This is a genomic window from Stenotrophomonas sp. SXG-1, assembly GCF_014083965.1.
Taxonomy (GTDB): Bacteria; Pseudomonadota; Gammaproteobacteria; order Xanthomonadales; family Xanthomonadaceae; genus Stenotrophomonas; species Stenotrophomonas geniculata.
The window spans coordinates 944,672-963,233 of record NZ_CP046588.1 but is presented as its reverse complement, the minus strand read 5'-3'; the positions used below and the strand labels follow the sequence as shown (position 1 = coordinate 963,233).

The window sequence follows — 18,562 nt, the reverse complement described above, 5'->3', positions numbered from 1 at the left end:
GCCCGCTCCCCTCAGAAGCCTACGCGCAGGTTGATCTGCCCGCCAACATCACGGCGGCCATCGCCGTGCTGGCCCTGCACGAACATCGACAGCTGGCTGTTGCGGCCGAGCCCAACCGCCACGCCCACCTGACTGACCAGCGCATTGCGTGCCATCACCGCGCTGTAGACGTCGAACGCGTTGCCACCGACGGCGAAGCGGTTGCGGCTGGCCACATCGGTGTCACCCGAGGCGTGCTGCCAGCCGAGGCCGACCGTCAGCTGTGCCGGGAAGCGCTCGCCGCTGCCCACATCCCAACGTCCACGCACGCCCACGGTGCTGACATTGAGCGTGTCCTTGCCGCCTTCCAGCTCCAGTGCAGCAGTGCCACCCTGCTCTACTGCGCGATCGCTGTCGACCCAGTGCTTGGTGAACTGCACGTACGGCTGCAGCTGGGTCGTGCCATGTGTCCAGGTCCAGCTGCCCTCCACCTGCGCGATGGTCACGTCCGAGTCCTGGCGGCTGTACAAGGTCTGGCCCAGCAGCGGCACCTCACGCGTGGTGCGCGTACGGTAGTCGCCGCGCGATACGCTGCCCCCAACCGCGAAGCCGTTGTTCCACTGGCCCTGTGCATACAGGCCGAACGTGTTGCCACGCAGGCGGGCTCGCGAACTGCGATCGTACAGGCGCGTATCCAGCCGCTCGTTGCCTGCGGCCGCACCCAGCACCACGTGCTCGCCCAGCTGCCAGTCCACGCCCGCCATCAGCGCATTGCGGTTGGAGCGGATGTCATCGCCATTGCCGTCACCGTCCTGGCGGAACACCTTGCCACTGCCGGCCAGCCACGCCGAAGCACGCTCACCACGCACGGTCGGCAGCTCACTGCCCAGGCGCTGGCGGATACCCTCTTCCAGGTAATTGTCGTACAGCAGCACCGCGCGGCTGGCCGCATGCACTTCACCGGACAGCTGGTCGAAGGCAGCGCGCGCGGTACCCGCGTCATACATCAGCAGCGTGTTGTACAGGCCCAGTGCCGAACCACTCTGCGGCAGGCTGTCCAGCGCTGCGGCGGTGTTGTACTGGTTGCGCGTCTTCGCCGCCGTGGTGAATGCCGCGGTCTGCGCCACGTCGATCTGCAGGTTGGCCGTGTTCGCGGTGTAGACCGGGGTGATGGTCAGGAAGGCCGACGGCGTGGTGGCCGAGGCGAACTGCCCGCTCACCCCACCGCCCGCGTTGACCACGGTGTACTGCTGGCCCTGCTGGTAGCTGGTGCTCGGCGAGATGGTGTTCACCTGCACGGTGCTCCCAGCCACGTTGGCACTGCCGCCCACCTGCACCGTGTCGCTGCCGGTGGCACCCAGATCGATGCCCAGCGTGCTGCCCGGCGACAGGGTCAGGTTGCCCCCCACCGTGATCGTGCCGGTGCCATTGCCCGCACCGCTGCCGTTGCCCGGACCATTGCCCGGCGACAGCACGCCGCCGCTGGACACCGTCACACCACCGCCGGCGCCACCGATAGTGCCGGTGCCGGACAGCGTGGTGCCGCTGCCGATGGTCCACTGGCCGCCGATGTTGCCGGTGACATTCAGGCCACCGCCGGTGACCTGGCCGGTACCGCTGAAGCCACCGCTGTTGCCACCCAGGTTCAGGCCACCCGGGCCGGCCTGCACGATGCTGCCACCACCACTGATGGTGCCGCCCAGCGAGGTGGTGCCACCGGTGTTGATGATCAGGCCACCATTGTTGGTGATGTTGCCGGTGACCGAACCGCTGGCCCCGCCGTTGCCGACCTGCACCGTGCCACCTGCATTGATGGTGGTGCCGCCGGTGTAGGTGTTGTTGCCGGTCAGCGTGATGGTGCCGTTGCCGGCTTGGGTCAGGCCACCGCTGCCACTGATGGTGCCGCCAACGGTGGTGTTGCCACCTACGTTGAACACCAGGCTGCCGTTGTTGCTGACGTTGCCGGCAATAGATCCGCTCGCGCCGCCGTTGCCAACCTGCAGCGTGCCGCCGGTGCTGATGGTGGTGCCGCCGGTATAGGTGTTGTTGCCGCCCAGAATCAGCGTGCCGCTGCCGGCCTGGATCAGGCCACCGCTGCCGCTGATGGCGCCGCCGACGGTGGTGTTGCCACCCACGTTGAACACCAGGCTGCCGTTGTTGGTGACGCTGCCGCCAATCGCACCGGTCGCGCCGCCATTGCCCACCTGCAGGGTGCCACCGGCAGTGATGGTGGTCGGGCCGGTATAGGTGTTGTTGCCGGTCACGGTCAGCGTGCCGCTGCCGGCCTGGGTCAGGCCGCCGCTGCCGCTGATGGTGCCGCCCAGCGTGGTGTTGCCCGCCACGTTGGACACCAGCGTGCCGTTGTTGGTGACGTCGCCCACGATCGAGCCGGTCGCACCGCCGTTGCCAAGCTGCAGCGTGCCACCGGCATTGATGGTGGTACCGCCGGTGTAGGTGTTGGTGCCGGTCAGCACCAGCGACCCACTGCCCGCTTGGGTCAGGCCACCCGTACCGCTGATGGTGCCGCCCAGCGCGGTATTGCCGGCCACGTTGGAAATCAACGCACCATTGTTGGTGATGTCACCGGCAATCGAACCTGTGGCGCCGCCGTTGCCGACCTGCAGCGTGCCACCCGCATTGATGGTGGTGCCGCCGGTGTAGCTGTTGTTGCCGACCAGGGTCAGCACGCCAGCACCGGCCTGGGTCAGCGCGCCAGTGCCACTGATCGCACCGCCGACCGTGGTGTTGCCACCGACATTGAACACCAGGCTGCCGTTGTTGGCGACGTTGCCGGTGATCGCGCCGGTCGCACCGCCATTGCCCACCTGCAGCGTGCCACCGGTATTGATGGTGGTGCCGCCGGTATAGGTGTTGTTGCCGGTCAGGGTCAGCGTGCCGGCACCGGCCTGGGTCAGGCCACCGGTACCGCTGATGGTGCCGCCCAGCGTGGTGTTGCCGGCCACGTTGGACACCAGCACACCGTTGTTGGTGATGTCACCGACGATCGCACCGGTCGCACCGCCATTGCCGACCTGCAGCGTGCCTCCGGCATTGATGGTGGTACCGCCGGTGTAGGTGTTGTTGCCGGTCAACACCAGTGTGCCGCTGCCAGCCTGGGTGAGGCCGCCGCTGCCGCTGACCACGCCGCCCACGGTTGCCGTGGTACCGAGGTTGTAGACCAGGCTGCCATTGTTGGTGATGTCGCCCAGCACCGAACCGGTGCTGCCACCGTTGCCGATCTGCAGCGTGCTACCACCGTTGATGGTGGTGCCACCGGTATAGACGTTGTCGCCGCTCAGGGTCAGCGTGCCGGTACCGCTCTGCACCAGACCGCCGGTGCCACTGAGCACACCGCCGAAGGTGGTGCTGCCGTTGTTGCCGCCGGTGGTCAGGGTCGCACCGCCCAGCACCACGCCGGATCCGGTCACGCCGGCCAGGCCTCCGATGCTCTGGCTGCCACCGGCACTGATGTCCAACGTGCCGGCGCCGGCCAGGTTCACCGTGCTGGCACCGGACAGGCTGCCACCGGCCGCCACCGCCAGCGTGCCGCTGTTGATGGTGGTGGTGCCGGTATATGTGCTGGCACCGCCCAGGGTGACCGTTGCTGCGCCATCCTTCAGCAGGCCGCCAGCACCGCTGATCGGGCCGTTCAAGGTCAGCGCGTTGCTGCCGGCCAGGGTCAGCGTGCCGCTGGCCAGCTGCACGGTGTTGGCCAGGGTCAGCGCGGTGGTGCCGTCCAGGCTGGCATTGCCGCCCACGGTCAGCGTGCCGGTTCCCAGTGCACCGTTGTTGCCCAAGGCAAGGCCACCGGCGTTGAGTGCCACGCCGCCACTGAAGGTATTGCTGCCGGTCAGGCCTTGGATCCCAGCGCCGTTCTTCACCAGGCCGCCGGTGCCGGTGATGTCACCAGCAAACGTAGTGTTGCCCACGCCATTGAGTGTCAGCGTGCTGCCACCCAGCGCCACGGTGCTGCCGGCCACGCCTGCCAGCGAGCCGATGGCCTGCGGGCCACCCGCGCTGATGTCAAAGGCGGTACCGGCGTTGGCCAGATTCACCGCACCCGTGGCAGCCAGGCTGCCACCGGCGCCGATCGCCAGCGTACCAGCGTTGATGGTGGTGCCACCGGTGAAGGTATTGGTGCCGGTCAACGTCTGGGTGCCCGAACCTTCCTTGACCAGGCCGCCGGTGCCCGCCACCGAACCACTGAAGGTGCCATTGGTAGCGCCTCCGATCGTAAGCGTGTTCGCGCCCAGATTCACCGTACCGCTGCCGATCAGGGTACCGAACTGCTGCGTACCGCTACCCGCCGACAGATCGAAGGTCGCACCCGAGGCCAGGTTGACGATGCCACTGGCGTGCAGGCTCGCGCCGGCGCCCAGTGCCAACGTACCGGCGTTGATGTTGGTGCCACCGGTATAGGTATTGGTGCCGTTCAAGGTCAGCGTCGCTGCTCCCTCCTTGGTCAGGCTGCCGGTACCACTCAGGTTGCCGTTGAGGGTGAGGTTGTTGCTGCCGAGTACGGTCAATCCGTTGTTGAGGATGAAGTTGTTGGCCAGCGTCACCGCGGAGTTCGAATCGAGCGTAGCCGCGCCTCCAACCGTCACCGCACCGGTGCCCAGCGCAGCGTTGTTGCCGACCACCAGGCCACCCGCGTTGAGCGCCACGCCACCGCTGAAGGTGCTGGCGCCATTGAGCGTCTGCACGCCTGCGCCGTTCTTGATCAGGCCGCCATTGCCGCTGATCGCACCGTTGAAAGTGCTGTCCACGGTACCACCCAGGGTCAGCGTGCTGCCGCCCAGTGCCACCGTGCTGCCGGCCACGCCGGCCAGCGAACCGATGGCCTGGTTGCCCGCCGAGATGTCGAGCGTGCCGGTGCCGGCCAGGTTCACCGCGCCGGTTGCGGCGAGGCTGCCACCGGCACCGATCGCCAGCGTGCCACTGTTGATGGTGGTACCCCCGGTGTAGGTGTTGGCACCGCTCAGGGTTACGGTGGCCGCACCGTCCTTGATCAGCCCGCCCGTGCCGGAAATCACACCGCCCAGTGTCAGCGCCTGGCTGCCGAGCAGGTCGAGATTGGCACCCGAAGCGAGGTTGATGTTGTTGGCCAGGTTGACGCCGGTCGATGCATCCAGTGTCGCGTTGCTTCCGACCGTCAACGCACCGCTGCCGAGCGCAGCGTTGTTGCCGACCACCAGTCCACCGCCGTTGAGTGCAACGCCACCACTGAACAGATTGGCGCCGCCCAGCGTGAGGATGCCGGCGCCATTCTTGACCAGGCCACCGGTGCCGGAAATCGCGCCATCGAAGAGGCTGTTGCCCACACCATCGAGTGTCAGTGTCCGTGCCCCCAGGCTCACCGTCGAGCCGGCCACGCCGTTCAACGACCCGATGGTCTGGTTGGCCCCTGCGGTGGAGATATCGAAGCCGGCGCCTGCAGCGCTCAGCGTCACCGCGCCGGTCGCGGCCAGGCTGCCGCCCGGACCAATCGCCAGCGTGCCGGCGTTGATGAAGGTGCCGCCGGTGTAGGTGTTGGCACCGGTCAACGTCTCGATGCCTGCCCCCACCTTGGTCAGCCCACCCGTGCCTGCGATCGAACCACTGAAGGTGCCATTGGTGGCACCGCCAACTTCGATCGAGTTGGCGCCGAGGTTCACCGTGCCGTTGCCGACCAGCGTGCCGAACTGCTGCGTGCCACTGCCGGCAGACAGATCCAGCGTGGCGCCGGTGGCGAGGTTCACAGTACCGCTCGCTGACAGGCTTGCACCGGCCCCCAGCGCCAGCGTGCCGGCGTTGATGTTGGTACCACCGGTATACGTGTTGATGCCATTCAAGGTCAGCGTTGCGCCGCCATTCTTGGTGAGGCTGCCGGCCCCGGAAAGAACACCGTTGAGCGTCAGCGCATTGCTGCCGAGCACGGTCAACCCGGCATTGAGCGCGATGTTGTTGGCCAGCGTTGCCAAGCCGGTTGTATCCAGCGTGGCGGCACCGCCGACGGTCAATGCACCGGTACCCAGCGCCGCGTCATTGCCCAGGACCAGCCCGCCTGCGTTGAGTGTCACGCCGCCGCTAAAGGTGTTGGCGCCGGACAACGTCTGTACGCCCGCGCCCACCTTGATCAGACCGCCACCGCCACTGATCACGCCGTCGAACGCGGCATTGCCGGTCGTGCCGAAGGTCAACGAATTGCCGCCCAGTGTCAGCGTGCTTCCGCCCGCACCGTTGAGCGCGCCGATGGTCTGGCTGCTGCCGGCACCGGAGATATCGAAGCCAGCACCTGCGCCCAGCGTGATATCACCCGCTGCGGCAAGACTGCCGCCCATGCCCAGCGCCAGCGTACCGGCGTTGATGGTGGTACCGCCGGAGTAGGTATTGGCACCGGACAGCGTCAGCGTGGTGGCACCATTCTTGATCAGGCTGCCATTGCCGGCCACGATGCCGCCCAGGGTCAGCGCGTTGCTGCCCGGCAGGGTCAGTGCCACGCCCGATCCCAGGTTCACGGCGTTGCCCAGCGTCACCGCAGCGCCCGCATCCAGGGTGGTGCTGGCATTCACCGCCAGCGTGCCGGTACCCAGCGCATCATTCGCGCCGACCACCAGGCCACCGCCGTTCAAGGTCAAGCCACCACCGAAAGTATTGGTGTTGTTGAGCGTCAGCAGGCCTGCACCGTTCTTGATCAGGCTGCCATTGCCGCTAAGCACGCCGCCCAGGGTGAGGTCACTGCCGCCGCCCAGAGTCAGCTGCGTGCCGGCGCCGAAGTTCACCGCGTTGGCAAGGTTCAGTGCCACCGTGTTGTCGAGGCTGACGGTGCCACCCACACCGAGCGCGCCGGTCCCCAGCGCACCGGCGTTGCCCAGCACCAGCCCACCGCCATTGAGCGCCAGGCCACCGCTGAAGGTGTTGGCACCGGACAGCGTCTGGATGCCAGTACCGGTTTTGACCAGCCCGCCAGTGCCGCTGATCACGCCATCAAAGGTGGCGTTGGCATTGCTGCCGAAGGTCAGCGAATTGCCGCCCAGTGTCAGCGCGGTTCCGGCCACGCCGTTCAACGCAGCGATGGTCTGGTTGCCGCCGGCCGCGGAAATGTCAAAGCCCGCGCCGGCATTGCCGAGCGTCACATCGCCGCCCGCCGCCAGGCTGCCACCGGCCCCCAGCGCCAGCGTGCCGTTGTTGATGGTGGTGCCGCCGGCATAGAGGTTGGCACCGCTCAGGGTCAACCGTGCCGCACCGTCCTTGATCAATCCACCGGCGCCGAACACCGGCCCACCCAGCGTCAGGTCGTTGCTGCCCAGCACGGTCAGATTGGCACCTGCTGCCAGGCCGATGCTGTTGCCCAGGTTCAGTGCGGCGCTGGCATCCAGCGACGCGTTGCCACCCACATCCAGTGCGCCGGTGCCCAGTGCGCCGGCATTGCCCAGCCGCAGCACACCGGCATTGAGGCCGACACCACCGGAGAAGGTGTTGGGACCATTCAAGGTCAGCGTCGAAGCGCCGTTCTTGACCAGTTCGCCGGTTCCGGCGATGACACCGCCCAGCGTTACATTCTCCGTGCCAAGCAGGTTCAGTACCGTGCCTCCGCCCAGATTCACCGCATTGCCCAGGCTAAGCGCCACACTGCTGTCCAGCGTCGCGCTTGCGCCGACATTCAGTGCGCCCGTGCCGAGTGCACCGGCATTGCCCAGCAGCAGGCCACCACCGTTGAGCGTCAGCCCACCATTGAAGGTATTTGCGCCGTTGAGGGTCAATAAGCTGGCACCGTTCTTCACCAGGCCACCTGCGCCGGAAACCACGCCGCCCAGAGTAATCGCCTGTGTGCCCGGCAGCGTCAGCAGCGCACCACCGCCGAGCGCGACATCATTGACCAGGCTCAGCGGGGCACTGCCGTCCAGCGAAACACTCCCGCCGACGCTGAGCGCCCCGGTACCCAGCGCACCGTTGTTGCCCAGCAGCAGACTTCCGGCGTTTGCGCTCAGTCCACCACTGAACGTGTTGTTGCCGTTCAACGTCAGCAGCGACGCACCGTTCTTGACCAGGCTGCCGGTGCCGGTGATGTTGCCGGCCAGGGTCAGGTTCTGGCTGCCCGGCAGGGTCAATGCCGCGCCAAGGTTGATCGCATTGCCCAGGTTGAGTGCTGCAGTGGTGTCCAGCGAACCGTTGCCACTGACCGTCAGCGCACCGCTTCCCAGCGCGCCGGCGTTGCCCAGCACCAGGCCGCCGGCCGCAAGATTCAGCCCACCACTGAAGGTGTTGGCGCCGGTCAGCGTCTGCACGCCACTGCCCTGCTTGATCAGGCCACCGGTGCCGCCGATCACGCCGGCGAAGGTCTGGTTGGTGGCATCACCGAAGGTCAGCGTGCTGCTGCCCAACGTCACCGTGCTGCCAGCGATGCCGGACAGTGCGCCGATGGTCTGGTTGCCCCCCAGCGAGATATCCAGTGTGCTGCCCGCGCCGGCCAGGCTGACCGCGCCGGTCGCCGCCAGGCTGCCACCACTGGTCAATGACACCGTTCCGGCATTCACCGCCAGCCCACCGGTGAACGTGTTCGCGCCGCCCAGCGTCAGCGTGGCAGCGCCGTTCTTGACCAGGCTGCCGGCCCCGCCAATGACACCCCCCAGCGTCAGCGCGTTCGAGCCCAGCACATTGAGCGAACCACTGGCGCCCAGTGTGATGCCATTGCCCACGGTAAGCCCGGTGCTGGCGTCGAGCGATACCGCACCGCCGACGTTCAGTGCCCCTGCTCCCAGTGCACCGCCGTTGCCCAGCACCAGGCTGCCCGCATTGAGCGCCAGACCACCGCCGAACGTATTGGCGCCGTTGAGGGTCAGTGACGATGCACCATCCTTGATCAAGCCGCCGGCGCCACCGATCACCCCGTTGAACGTGAGCGCCTGCCCGCCAAGCAGATTCAGGCTGGCGCCGGCACCGAGGTCGACGGCATTGGTCAACGCCAACCCGGTCGTGCCATCCAGCGTGGCATTGCCGCCGATAGACAGCGTGCCGCTGCCCAACGCGGCGTTGTTGCCCAGCAGCAGGCCACCGCCGTTGAGCGCGACGCCGCCGCTGAGGTTATTGACACCGGACAGGGTCTGTACGCCGGAACCCAGCTTGATCAGACCACCGGTGCCTGCGGCGAACGTGCCGGCATAACTGGTATCGCCCACTCCACCGAGGGTCAGCGTGTGGCTGCCGAGATTGACCGAACCGCCGAGGCCGGCCAGCGAGCCGATGGTCTGGTTGGTCGCCGCTGAAAGATCCAGGCTGGTACCAACGCCCAGCGTGATCGCACCGGTGGGCGACAGGCTGCCACCCGCGCCCAGCGCCAATGCGCCGCCAGCCAGGTTGAAGCTGCCGGTCAGCGAATTGGCGCCATTCAAGGTCAGCGTGCCGGCACCGTTCTTGGTCACGTTGCCGGCACCGGAAATCGAGCCACTCAATGTCAGCGCATTGCTGCCCAGCAGGTTCAGCGAGCCCCCGCCATTGACCACCAGGTTGTTGCCCAGGTTGAAGCCCGCCGTCGTATCCAGCGAGGCGCTGCCACCAACGGTCAGGTTGCCGCTACCGAGCGCACCGGCATTGCCCAGCACCAGGCCACCGGCATTGAGGTTGACGCCGCCACTGAACAGGTTTGCACCGCCCAGTGTCACCACACCGGTATTAGTGACGGTGAGGCTACCCCCACCGGACAACACGCCCCCCAGACTGAAGGGGTTGCTGCCACCGAGGGATAGCCCAAGGCCGCTGCCGAGGGAGAAATTGTTGGCGAGGGTCAGCCCCGCCGTGCTCGCCGCGATGCTGCCGCCGGCACTGGTGATTGTGCCCAAGCCGAACGCGCCTGGATCATTGAAGTTGGCCAGACCGCCATTGAGGGTCACCGCACCGGTACCCGACCACGGTCCCTGCAGGTTCCAGGTGCCGCTGTTGACGGTCAGCTTCTGGAAGCCGATGTAGTTGGTCCAGCCGATGCTCGATAGCGGGCCGTTGTTGCTTGCGTTGTCCTGCAGTACAAGCATATTGCTGGCGGCACCAGTACCGGCGCCTGCGTTGACAGTGCCCGCCGCTGCAACCTTGACCCCGGTTACGCCCGTGAGCACGCCGGCCCCGATAAGACTGCCACCGGCGGAGACCGTGGATCCGGCCACGGCGGTAAAGGTATTACCACCGGTCGAATCGCCCAGGTGCACGCTGCCGTTGACCGTTCCCGCATTGAGGAAGGTATTGCCCGACGAAGAGCCCAATCCCACCCGCCCGGTGATGCTGCCAGTATTCGTCACATTGGCGGCTGCCCCGCCATAGGTCACCACCGAAGTCGCATCAACGACATTGCCAAGGCCGATCAGTGACACGCCAATCGTGCCATTGTTGGTAATGGTGGTGACCTGGCCGGGAGAGCCACCGCCCCCATTCTGCGCCACGATGGCCTGGCCGCCGAAACCCAGCAAGGTAGCGATATTGAATACACCGTTGATCGTGCCGCCACTGTTGTTGTTGACAGTGATCGCGCTGGCCGAGCTGTTGCCGACCACCAGTCCATCCGAAGCGAGCAGCAGCGTGCTGGGATCAATCAGCCCGCTGTTGTTGACCGTGACATTGCTGCCCCCCAGTGTCACCGCATTGCCGCCCAAGGTCGCAGATGAGCGCATCGTTGCACCGGAGTTGACCTGCAGCGTGATGCCAGATGCGGGGTTGTTGTAATTGGTGGGGTTGGGGGTGTTGTCGCAGATGATCGTCGTTGTGCCGGTGCACGCTGCGAACGCCGAACCGCTGGCCAAGGTGGCTGCCAGTGCGACCGCCAGCTGATGCGCCCGCAATCGCGGTGGCCGCTTCGCGGTAATCGCACTTCCGCCGGGATTCTGGGCGACCTCCGAGGCAACCTGCATTACGCCGAGGGCACGATTGAAAACCAGACGGTAAATGCGGTTCATCGGTAAATCTCCATGAAAAGACCGGATGGCACTGCGGGCAGGTTTTTTGAAGACGATGCGGCCCATCCCGGCTCCCGATACGGGAACAAGGCCTGGCGGCATTAACTCCTGAAAATCTTCACATCTTCACGCGACGCCCCCTGAAAAAGGTGCGCCGGCGTGTCCGTCAAGGCGAAAACTCCCCGGTTTCGCATGACGAATGGCGGCACTGTGCGTCCGATGGCGCCAGCGGCATGTGAATCACGCTCGTTATTTTCATGACGTGCGTCAAATAAAACGAGCGGACAAAATGGCTTTGCCGAAAATGCATATACCTGCAGGACGCGGGGAATCCATTCCCCGCTCAACTAAATGCATTCAGCTGCTGGAGAGTTTCATCAGCACCAGCCCGGACACGATCAAGACCGCTGCACCGATCCGCATCGGGCTGACCTGCTCACCGAGGAACACGATGCCGACCACGAACGCGCCTACCGCACCGATGCCGGTCCAGATCGTATAGGCGGTACCCAATGGCAGGCTGCGCATGGCCACCGCCAGCAGCCAGAAGCTGGCGATCATGCCGATGATCGTGACCACGGTGGGGGTGAGCTTGGTGAAGCCTTCGGACTGCTTCATGGACACGGCCCAGACGATTTCCAGCAGGCCGGCGAACAACAGATAGATCCAGGCCATGACAGCCCTCCTCTTGGTAGGGCCAGGCCGTCCTGGTCATTGATTCCCGATGTGGGGGAGGTCGTTCCTCCTGGCCGGCATTCTAGCAACGCCGGTCGCGCCGGGGCGTTGCCAGCAGACGCGGGTTACAGCCGATTCAGTGCACGAAGCTGGCGTCGATGTACCTGCCTGCGCTATAGTTGCGTTCTGCCATCGGCCAGCCGATGTGCAGTCCGGCTGTGGTCTCCGGCGCATCGCGCGCTGCTTCCCCTGATCGGTGAACCGGCCGCCCACTGGGCGGCCAACGTCTCTATGGTGGCCCCGTCGGCCCCTCGCGACGCTAGGTCGAAAATCCCGCCAGGGCCGGAAGGCAGCAACGGTATCGATCGATGCGGGCGCCGAGGTCAGCCGGCGGGGCCATCGCCTTTTGCGGCGACGCCCCGCCTCTGGTGGATACCAACCTTGGTTGGCGCCCCTTGCCTGGCATGGCCCGGTGCTACGGTGCCTCGGGCGTGCCCTGATGGAACACCACGCGCCACCGTTGCCCATGCCGGCGCCACAGCGAGCTGCGCAGCACCCAGCGCTGCGCCTGCCCATCGACGTGATGGCGGCTGCGGTAGCGCACCTGGGCCAGACCGTCGGCCAACAACCACACCGCGTACCGTTCCGATTCGATCAGCACCTGCGCGCGCTCCAAGGGGATCTCCTGCAACGCCGCATCAAGGCCGTAGCATTGCCCGGAGCTGCCGATCTCGCTGAAATCCTCGTCCAGCAGGGCCGCAAGGGACTCGCGATCCCCCCGCACCTGCGGCGCATGCAGCGCGCGTTCCAGCGCCTCCAGTTCGGCCGCCAGCGCCGCGTCGGCGGGCTGGCCAACACCGCTCACGGCGGATCCTGCGCCAGCACGTGCGGCGCCGTCGGGCTCGCCAACCGCACGCACTGCCCCGGCTGGGCGACGCGGTGGCCGCGCGCGGCCAGCGCCACACCGTCAGCCACGCTGGCGTAGTGGTAGAGCATCATCCGGGACTGCAGCTCGGCGCTGTACTCGCGCTCCAGGTCGTCCACACCGGTATGCGACGGGTTGCCGTGCAGGCCGCAGTCGTGCGCGATCAGTTCGTTGTCGTTGGCGAAACGGGCCAGCATCTCCGGAATCGGCCGGGTATCGCCGCTCCAGGTCAGCGCGCCCTGCAGACGCAAGCCATAGGCCGTCTCCGGCCAATGGTGGCGCACCGGGAACACCTCCAGGCGCACGCCTTCATGCCAGAACGCCTCACCCACCACGATCAGCTGGAACGCATCCCAGAAGTTGGCGCCGCCCTCGGCCAGCACGTTCGGGTAGTCCCCGATGCGCTTGTGCAGCAGCGGCACCACCGTGGCAGGCACATACAGGCGCACCTTGCCGCGCCGGTGCGCATTGAAGAAGGTATCGACGAACAGGCGCTCGAAGCCCGCCACGTGGTCCAGGTGCACATGGGTGACGAACAACGCCTGCGGCATGTGGCCGTAGTGCGCCTTGAACGCGGTCAGGCCTTCACCGCCGCAGTCGATGGTCAGCCACGGACGCCCGTCCCGCTCGATCACCGACATCGGCGACCCCAGCTCGACCGCCGACGCATTGCCGACGCCGAGGAAACGCAACGACCAGTCCATCAGGTGCCCCGGTTCCAGGCCATGTCATAGGCGCGGCGCAGCCGCGCGAAGTCCTTCTGCACGTCTTCCATGCTGCGCTCGCCGCGCAGCTTGATCAGCGAGCGCAGCAGGCGCTTGAGATTGCGTTCGCGCCAGGCGGTCGCCGGGATGCGGATCACCCCGCGGTCGAAGTCGATCAGCCAGCCATGGCCATTGCCGTCGAACAGGATGTTGTGCGCATTGAGGTCGGCATGGTCCAGGCCGGCACGGTGGAAGCGCGCGATCAGCCGCCCGGTTTCCTCCCACGGTGCGCCCCGGCCAGCGACCAGCGCACGGTCGGCCAGCGAACGGACACCCTCGATCCGCTCCATCAGGATCGCGGCCCGGTAGCGCAGGCCCTCGCGCATGTAGAACGCGGCGATCGGCCGTGGCACCGGCAGCTTCTTCTCGCGCAGCGCGCGCATCAGCCGGAATTCGGCGAAACTGCGGGTGCGGTCCGCGCCGCGCCAGAAGTACTGGTCATGGCTGATCTTCGCCGCCAGGCCACCGCGCAGGTAGTGGCGCAGCACGCTGGGGCCGAACGGCGCATCGACCAACCAGGCGCTGCCACGGCCGCCCTCACCCACCGGCCGGGCCCTGCTTCCCCAGTGCTGGGGCGAGAACAGGCCGATCTCGGCTTGCCGCAGCCGCTCGCGGTCGAACAGAATGGCCCCGATGCCGCGACCCTCGCGGCATGGCGTCAGCGCTTCATTGGCGTCGAATGCGACCATTTCATTGAGTCTAACAACACATGGCATCAGCGTCCTCCTCCTTGTGCCTCCTGCGCCTGTCCGCACTCGGCGATGTCACCCACGTGGTGCCCCTGGTGCGCACCCTGCAGGCTGCGCGTCCGGACACGCCGATCCACTGGATCATCGACAAGGCCGGCCACAAGCTGCTCGACGGCCTGCCTGGCGTCACCTTCCATGCCTACGACAAGAAGAGCGGCATGGCCGGGGTCAAGGAACTGCGCAGGCAGCTGCCACCGGGGCGCTTTGAAGCGCTGCTGCAGATGCAGGTGGCGTTCCGCGCCAACCTGCTGTCGGCCTTCATTCCCGCAGAGCGTCGCATCGGCTACGACCGCAGCCGATCGAAGGATCTGCACGGTCTCTTCATCAACGAGCGCATCCCCGACCGCCCCGGCATCCATGTGCTGGACGCCATCGGCAGCTTCTGTGAACCCCTTGGCCTGCGCCAGGCCGAGGTCAGCTGGGACCTGGCGGTGCCGCAGTCCGCGTATGAGTGGGCCGCCGCGCAATGGCAGGACGATGGCCGACCGGTACTGATGATCTCGCCCTGTTCCAGCCACGTGCGCCGCAACTGGTATGCAGACCGCTATGCAGCCGTGGCCAACCATGCCGCACAGCGCGGTTGGCGGGTGGTGCTGTGTGGTGGCCGCAGCGAGCTGGAGCGCAGCATGGCCGATGCCATCCAGGCCCAGCTGCACACGCCGGCACTGGACCTAGTCGGCAAGGACACCTTGAAGCAGCTGCCGGCACTGCTGGCCCGCGCCAATCTGGTGATGACCCCGGACTCGGGCCCGATGCACATCGCCAACGCGATGGGCGCCAAGGTACTGGGCCTGCATGCGGCCAGCAACCCGAACCGCAGCGGCCCCTATTCCGACCGCCGCTACTGCGTGGACCGCTACGATGATGCCGCGCGCAAGTACCTGGCCAAGCAGGCCGCGGATCTGAAGTGGGGCACCAAGATCGAGTTCGACGATGTGATGGAACTGATCACTGTCGAAGACGGTATCGCTGCGTTCGAACGCTACGTCGCCGACCACCTGGGGTGAGCGGCAGGCTGCCGGGGATTACGCGCGCTGCGCGTAATCCTGGTAGGACTTCTCTTCCACGTACGCCGAACCCAGCGCCAGGTTGATCGCCTTCTTGATGCGCGCGCGTTCGTCGTTGCGCAGGTAGACACTGCGCGCCAGGTCGATGAAGCCCTGATCGAACGCCTGCGCCTTCTCCTTCAGGCGGATGTCGTCCTCGATGTCCCACAGCTGCTCGTTGACCGTCTTCAGCTCGGCACGCAGCTTGGCGATGTCCTTCACCGCCGCCGGGTGTGCCATCCAGGTCTGCTCCAGCGCCGACAGCTCCTTGCGCACATTGGCCAGCTTGCCCTCGTCGCTGATGCGCTCGGACTTGATCTGCAGGATCGAGATCTTGTCCAGCAGCTCGCCGAAAGAAACGGGGACGAGGATTTCAGCGGTCATGGGGAAAAGCTCCAGCAGGTGATGCGTGCAGTTTAACCCGCAGCTCGCGATGGGACAGGTAGATCCATCTGGAGGAACAAGCCCCTCTGTTGAGGGGCTGCCCCGACAGGGCGGGGAGAGGCCGGCAAAGGGAGGGGCCCACGCGTTGCACAGCAACGCGTGGGGCGACGCGCAACGCGCGTCGCGTCCCGCGCCAGATAAAGAAAAAGGGCTGCCTTTCGGCAGCCCTTTTTCTTTATCTGGCGGAGAGGGGGGGATTCGAACCCCCGAGGCGCTATAAACGCCTGCCTGATTTCGAGTCAGGTACATTCAACCACTCTGCCACCTCTCCGGGTGGTCCCCGGCGGACCGGGGACGCGCATCATACGAGGAAGTGAGGCCGACGACAAGTCATTCCGGCCAACGAAGTGAAAATTTCCTGAGCGCATGCCTTGCCGGATACGTGCCGTCACCCGATGATGCCTGTCTCCCCAGCAACACCCCGCCCCAGCCCCCCATGATCGAATTCGGACACCTCACCCACCCCGGCATGCGCCGCGAGCTCAACGAGGACACCTACTACGGTGACAGCGAGCTGGCCTTGTGGCTGGTGGCCGACGGCATGGGCGGACCCGCCTGCGGCGAAGTGGCCAGCGCGCTGGCACGCGAGACCATCGTGCGCGAGATCCGCCGCGGCGCGCCGCTGGCGCAGGCCATCCGCACCGCCGACGAAGAGATCATCCGTGCCTCGCGCCGTCGCAACGACACATTGCCGATGGGTACCACCGTGGTCGCTGCGCGCGTGCAGGGCAACCGCTATGAAGTGGCGTGGGTCGGCGACAGCCGCGCCTACCTGTGGCGCGACGGCCAGCTGGCCCAGCTCAGCCAGGACCACAGCGTGGTGCAGGAACTGGTCGCGCAGGGCAACCTGACTGCCGAACAGGCGCGTGCGCATCCGCATCGCAACGTGGTCACCCAGGCGCTGGGCGTCACTGATCCGGCGCATCTGAACGTGGCCACCACCAGCGGCGAGCTGCGCCCGGGCATGCAGCTGCTGCTGTGCAGTGACGGACTGACCGAGGAAGTGGACGACCGCGGCATCGCCCGCACCCTCGCCTTCGACGATGCCAGCGCGCAGGAGTGCGTGGATACGCTGGTCGCGGCCGCGCTCGACGGCGGTGGCCGCGACAACATCAGCGTCATCCTGGTGCGCTGCCACTGAACCTGGTGCATGAGCCGAGCATGGGCTCGGCTCTACAGTAGATCCACGCCATGCGTGGATGTTTATGCGCTGGCGGGCTCTTCCACCTTCGGGCCATCCCACAGCGCGTGGCCAGCCTTCTTGCGCAGCCGCTCCAGTCGCGCGGCATGCGCTTCCAGTTCCGACGGCGTGGCCACCACGCGCGGGCGCGGCAGCAGCTTGCTGGTGTCGAAGGCCTGCAGCGCCGCACCGGCACCACCGCCATCGTCATCGCCCAGGCCGAAGCCGATTTCCTCCTGGCCCGAGGTCAGCGCGATGTAGACGTCGCCCAGGATCTGCGCATCGAGCAGGCCGCCGTGCAGTGCACGGTGCGAGTTGTCCACGCCCAGCCGCTTGCACAGCGCATCCAGCGAATTGCGCTGGCCCGGGAAGCGCTCGCGCGCCATCACCAGGGTATCGATCACGGTGCAGCGGTCGGTGATCTTCCCGTACTGCGGCCCCAGCAGCGACAGCTCGTTGTCGAGGAAGCCGAGGTCGAACGCGGCGTTATGGATGATCAGTTCGGCGCCATCGATGAAGGCCAGGAACTCGTCGGCGATCTGCGCGAAGTCCGGCTTGTCATCGAGGAACTCCAGGGTCAGGCCGGTGACTTCCTGCGCGCCCTGTTCGAACTCACAGTCCGGCTTGATGTACTGGTGGTAGTTGTTGCCGGTCGGGCGGCGCTTGAACAGCTCCACGCAGCCGATTTCGACAATGCGGTTGCCCTTCTTCCACTCCAGGCCGGTAGTTTCGGTATCGAGGATGATCTGACGCATGGGCTCAGTTTACCGGGCTGGCGTCGCGGATCTGGATCGCCGCGTTGCGGGCCAGGGTATCCACCCGCTCATTGTCGGGGTCGCCGGAGTGCCCCTTCACCCACCGCCAGTCGATCTGATGCCGCAGCGTGGCCGCCTGCAGGCGCTCCCACAGCTCGCGGTTTTTCACCGGATCGCCACCGGCGGTCTTCCAGTTCTTGCGGATCCAGCCCGGCATCCACTGGGTCAGGCCCTGCCTCACGTACTGCGAATCGGTATAGAGCACGATGCTGCACGGCTCGGTCAGCGACTCCAGCCCGGAAATGGCCGCCATCAGCTCCATCCGGTTGTTGGTGGTGTGCGCCTCGCCACCGCTCAGCTCACGCTCGTGGCCCTTGTAGCGCAGCAGCGCAGCCCAGCCGCCGGGGCCGGGATTGCCAAGGCAGGAACCGTCGGTGTGGATTTCGATGGTTTTCAATACAACTCCAGAATCAGGTAGCTACGGTGCCATGCCAGCGCACCGGCAGCGGTTTCGGCCCGGGCAGGGCCAGCGTGCGTTTTTCCGCATGGAACAGGCAGGCCGCACGCAGCGGTGCCCAACCTCCGGGACGACGGCTGCCCGCACCGCGCCAGAGCGGGCCCAGGTAACGCATATCGTCGCACTCCAGCCCATGACGGCCGAGCAGCAGGCGGATCCGCTGCGGCGTGCGCACCACCAGCCCATGCTGGCGCCAGCGCGTGCGGTACGGGCTGAACGGATTGAGGCTGCTCAGCCACAGGTGGCCGCCCGGCATCAGCACGCGCTCGCACTCGTCGAGCAGCCGATCAGTGTCGGCCGCGGTGACATGCTGCAGCACGATCGCATTGACGCTTTCATTGGCCAGCGGCAACGGCAGCGCGCAGCGGGTGTCGCCGGCATAGCCCGGCCCCTGTCGATACAGGCGCAGGCCGCGCCCACCCAGCTGCGCATCCTCCAGCCAGGCCGCACTCGGCGCGATCCACAGCCAGGGCTGCGCCGGCAGCACCGACAGCTGCGGCAGCAGCAACTGTCGCTCCAGCACGCGCAAGGCCTCCGCCGGTTCACTGTCGAACCACGGGGTCTGGCTCGCTTGACGGGTACTCTGCAGCGCGGGCATGGTCCAATTCT

At 66.5% G+C, this 18,562-nt stretch carries 11 protein-coding genes, 1 tRNA gene and 1 other RNA gene; 3 read left to right on the top strand and 10 right to left on the bottom strand.

The genetic code is table 11. The annotated features are described in order from the left end of the window. Positions 1–11 precede the first annotated feature (11 nt). Both GOC52_RS04345 and GOC52_RS04340 read right to left on the bottom strand, forming a co-directional pair. Positions 12–10,898 (bottom strand): autotransporter-associated beta strand repeat-containing protein, encoded by a 10,887-nt coding sequence (locus GOC52_RS04345; protein ID WP_191850709.1) that lies wholly within the window; start codon positions 10,896–10,898, stop codon positions 12–14. A gap of 357 nt (positions 10,899–11,255) precedes the next feature. After that, the gene (locus GOC52_RS04340; RefSeq protein WP_010483859.1) at positions 11,256–11,573 is read right to left on the bottom strand and encodes a DMT family transporter; all 318 of its coding nucleotides are present in this window, start codon (positions 11,571–11,573) and stop codon (positions 11,256–11,258) included. A gap of 300 nt (positions 11,574–11,873) precedes the next feature. Here GOC52_RS04340 and ffs point away from each other — a divergent pair. Beyond that, positions 11,874–11,970, top strand: an RNA gene (gene ffs, locus GOC52_RS04335) — signal recognition particle sRNA small type. A 78-nt stretch (positions 11,971–12,048) separates the two neighbouring features. On the opposite strand, the gene GOC52_RS04330 is transcribed toward ffs, so the two are convergent. Genes GOC52_RS04330 through GOC52_RS04320 form a run of 3 tightly spaced genes read right to left on the bottom strand, consistent with a single transcriptional unit; the run spans position 12,049 to position 13,951 of the window. Next, positions 12,049–12,438 (bottom strand): nuclear transport factor 2 family protein, encoded by a 390-nt coding sequence (locus tag GOC52_RS04330; RefSeq protein ID WP_043398200.1) that lies wholly within the window; start codon positions 12,436–12,438, stop codon positions 12,049–12,051. Continuing rightward, on the bottom strand, positions 12,435–13,202 hold the full coding sequence (locus tag GOC52_RS04325; protein WP_043398197.1) for an MBL fold metallo-hydrolase: 768 nt from the start codon (positions 13,200–13,202) through the stop codon (positions 12,435–12,437). The genes GOC52_RS04330 and GOC52_RS04325 overlap by 4 nt, the downstream gene beginning before the upstream one ends. After that, positions 13,202–13,951, bottom strand: coding sequence for a 3-deoxy-D-manno-octulosonic acid kinase (locus tag GOC52_RS04320; protein ID WP_010483865.1), 750 nt, complete (start codon positions 13,949–13,951; stop codon positions 13,202–13,204). The genes GOC52_RS04325 and GOC52_RS04320 overlap by 1 nt, the downstream gene beginning before the upstream one ends. Positions 13,952–13,971: 20 nt before the next feature. Here GOC52_RS04320 and GOC52_RS04315 point away from each other — a divergent pair, with 20 nt between their 5' ends. Next, the gene (locus GOC52_RS04315; protein WP_010483867.1) at positions 13,972–15,018 is read left to right on the top strand and encodes a glycosyltransferase family 9 protein; all 1,047 of its coding nucleotides are present in this window, start codon (positions 13,972–13,974) and stop codon (positions 15,016–15,018) included. An 18-nt stretch (positions 15,019–15,036) separates the two neighbouring features. Here GOC52_RS04315 and GOC52_RS04310 read toward each other — a convergent pair whose 3' ends face one another. Then, the gene (locus GOC52_RS04310) at positions 15,037–15,441 is read right to left on the bottom strand and encodes a DUF6165 family protein (protein ID WP_010483869.1); all 405 of its coding nucleotides are present in this window, start codon (positions 15,439–15,441) and stop codon (positions 15,037–15,039) included. Between the two features lie 240 nt (positions 15,442–15,681). After that, a tRNA-Ser gene (locus GOC52_RS04305) sits at positions 15,682–15,772 on the bottom strand. A 165-nt stretch (positions 15,773–15,937) separates the two neighbouring features. Between GOC52_RS04305 and GOC52_RS04300 the strand changes: the two genes are divergently transcribed. Then, positions 15,938–16,642: a PP2C family protein-serine/threonine phosphatase gene (locus GOC52_RS04300; RefSeq protein ID WP_010483871.1), complete on the top strand. Its 705-nt coding sequence runs from the start codon at positions 15,938–15,940 to the stop codon at positions 16,640–16,642. Positions 16,643–16,704: 62 nt separating this feature from the next. On the opposite strand, the gene dnaQ is transcribed toward GOC52_RS04300, so the two are convergent. From dnaQ to GOC52_RS04285, 3 genes are read right to left on the bottom strand one after another with little or no spacing between them, the layout of a single operon-like run. Further along, entirely contained in the window at positions 16,705–17,436 is a 732-nt protein-coding gene (gene dnaQ / locus GOC52_RS04295) for a DNA polymerase III subunit epsilon (RefSeq protein WP_010483873.1), read from the bottom strand. Positions 17,437–17,440: 4 nt separating this feature from the next. Further along, positions 17,441–17,893 (bottom strand): ribonuclease HI, encoded by a 453-nt coding sequence (rnhA, locus tag GOC52_RS04290; RefSeq protein WP_010483875.1) that lies wholly within the window; start codon positions 17,891–17,893, stop codon positions 17,441–17,443. 13 nt (positions 17,894–17,906) lie between these two features. Continuing rightward, positions 17,907–18,551, bottom strand: coding sequence for a methyltransferase domain-containing protein (locus GOC52_RS04285; protein ID WP_191850707.1), 645 nt, complete (start codon positions 18,549–18,551; stop codon positions 17,907–17,909). Between the last annotated feature and the right edge of the window lie 11 nt (positions 18,552–18,562).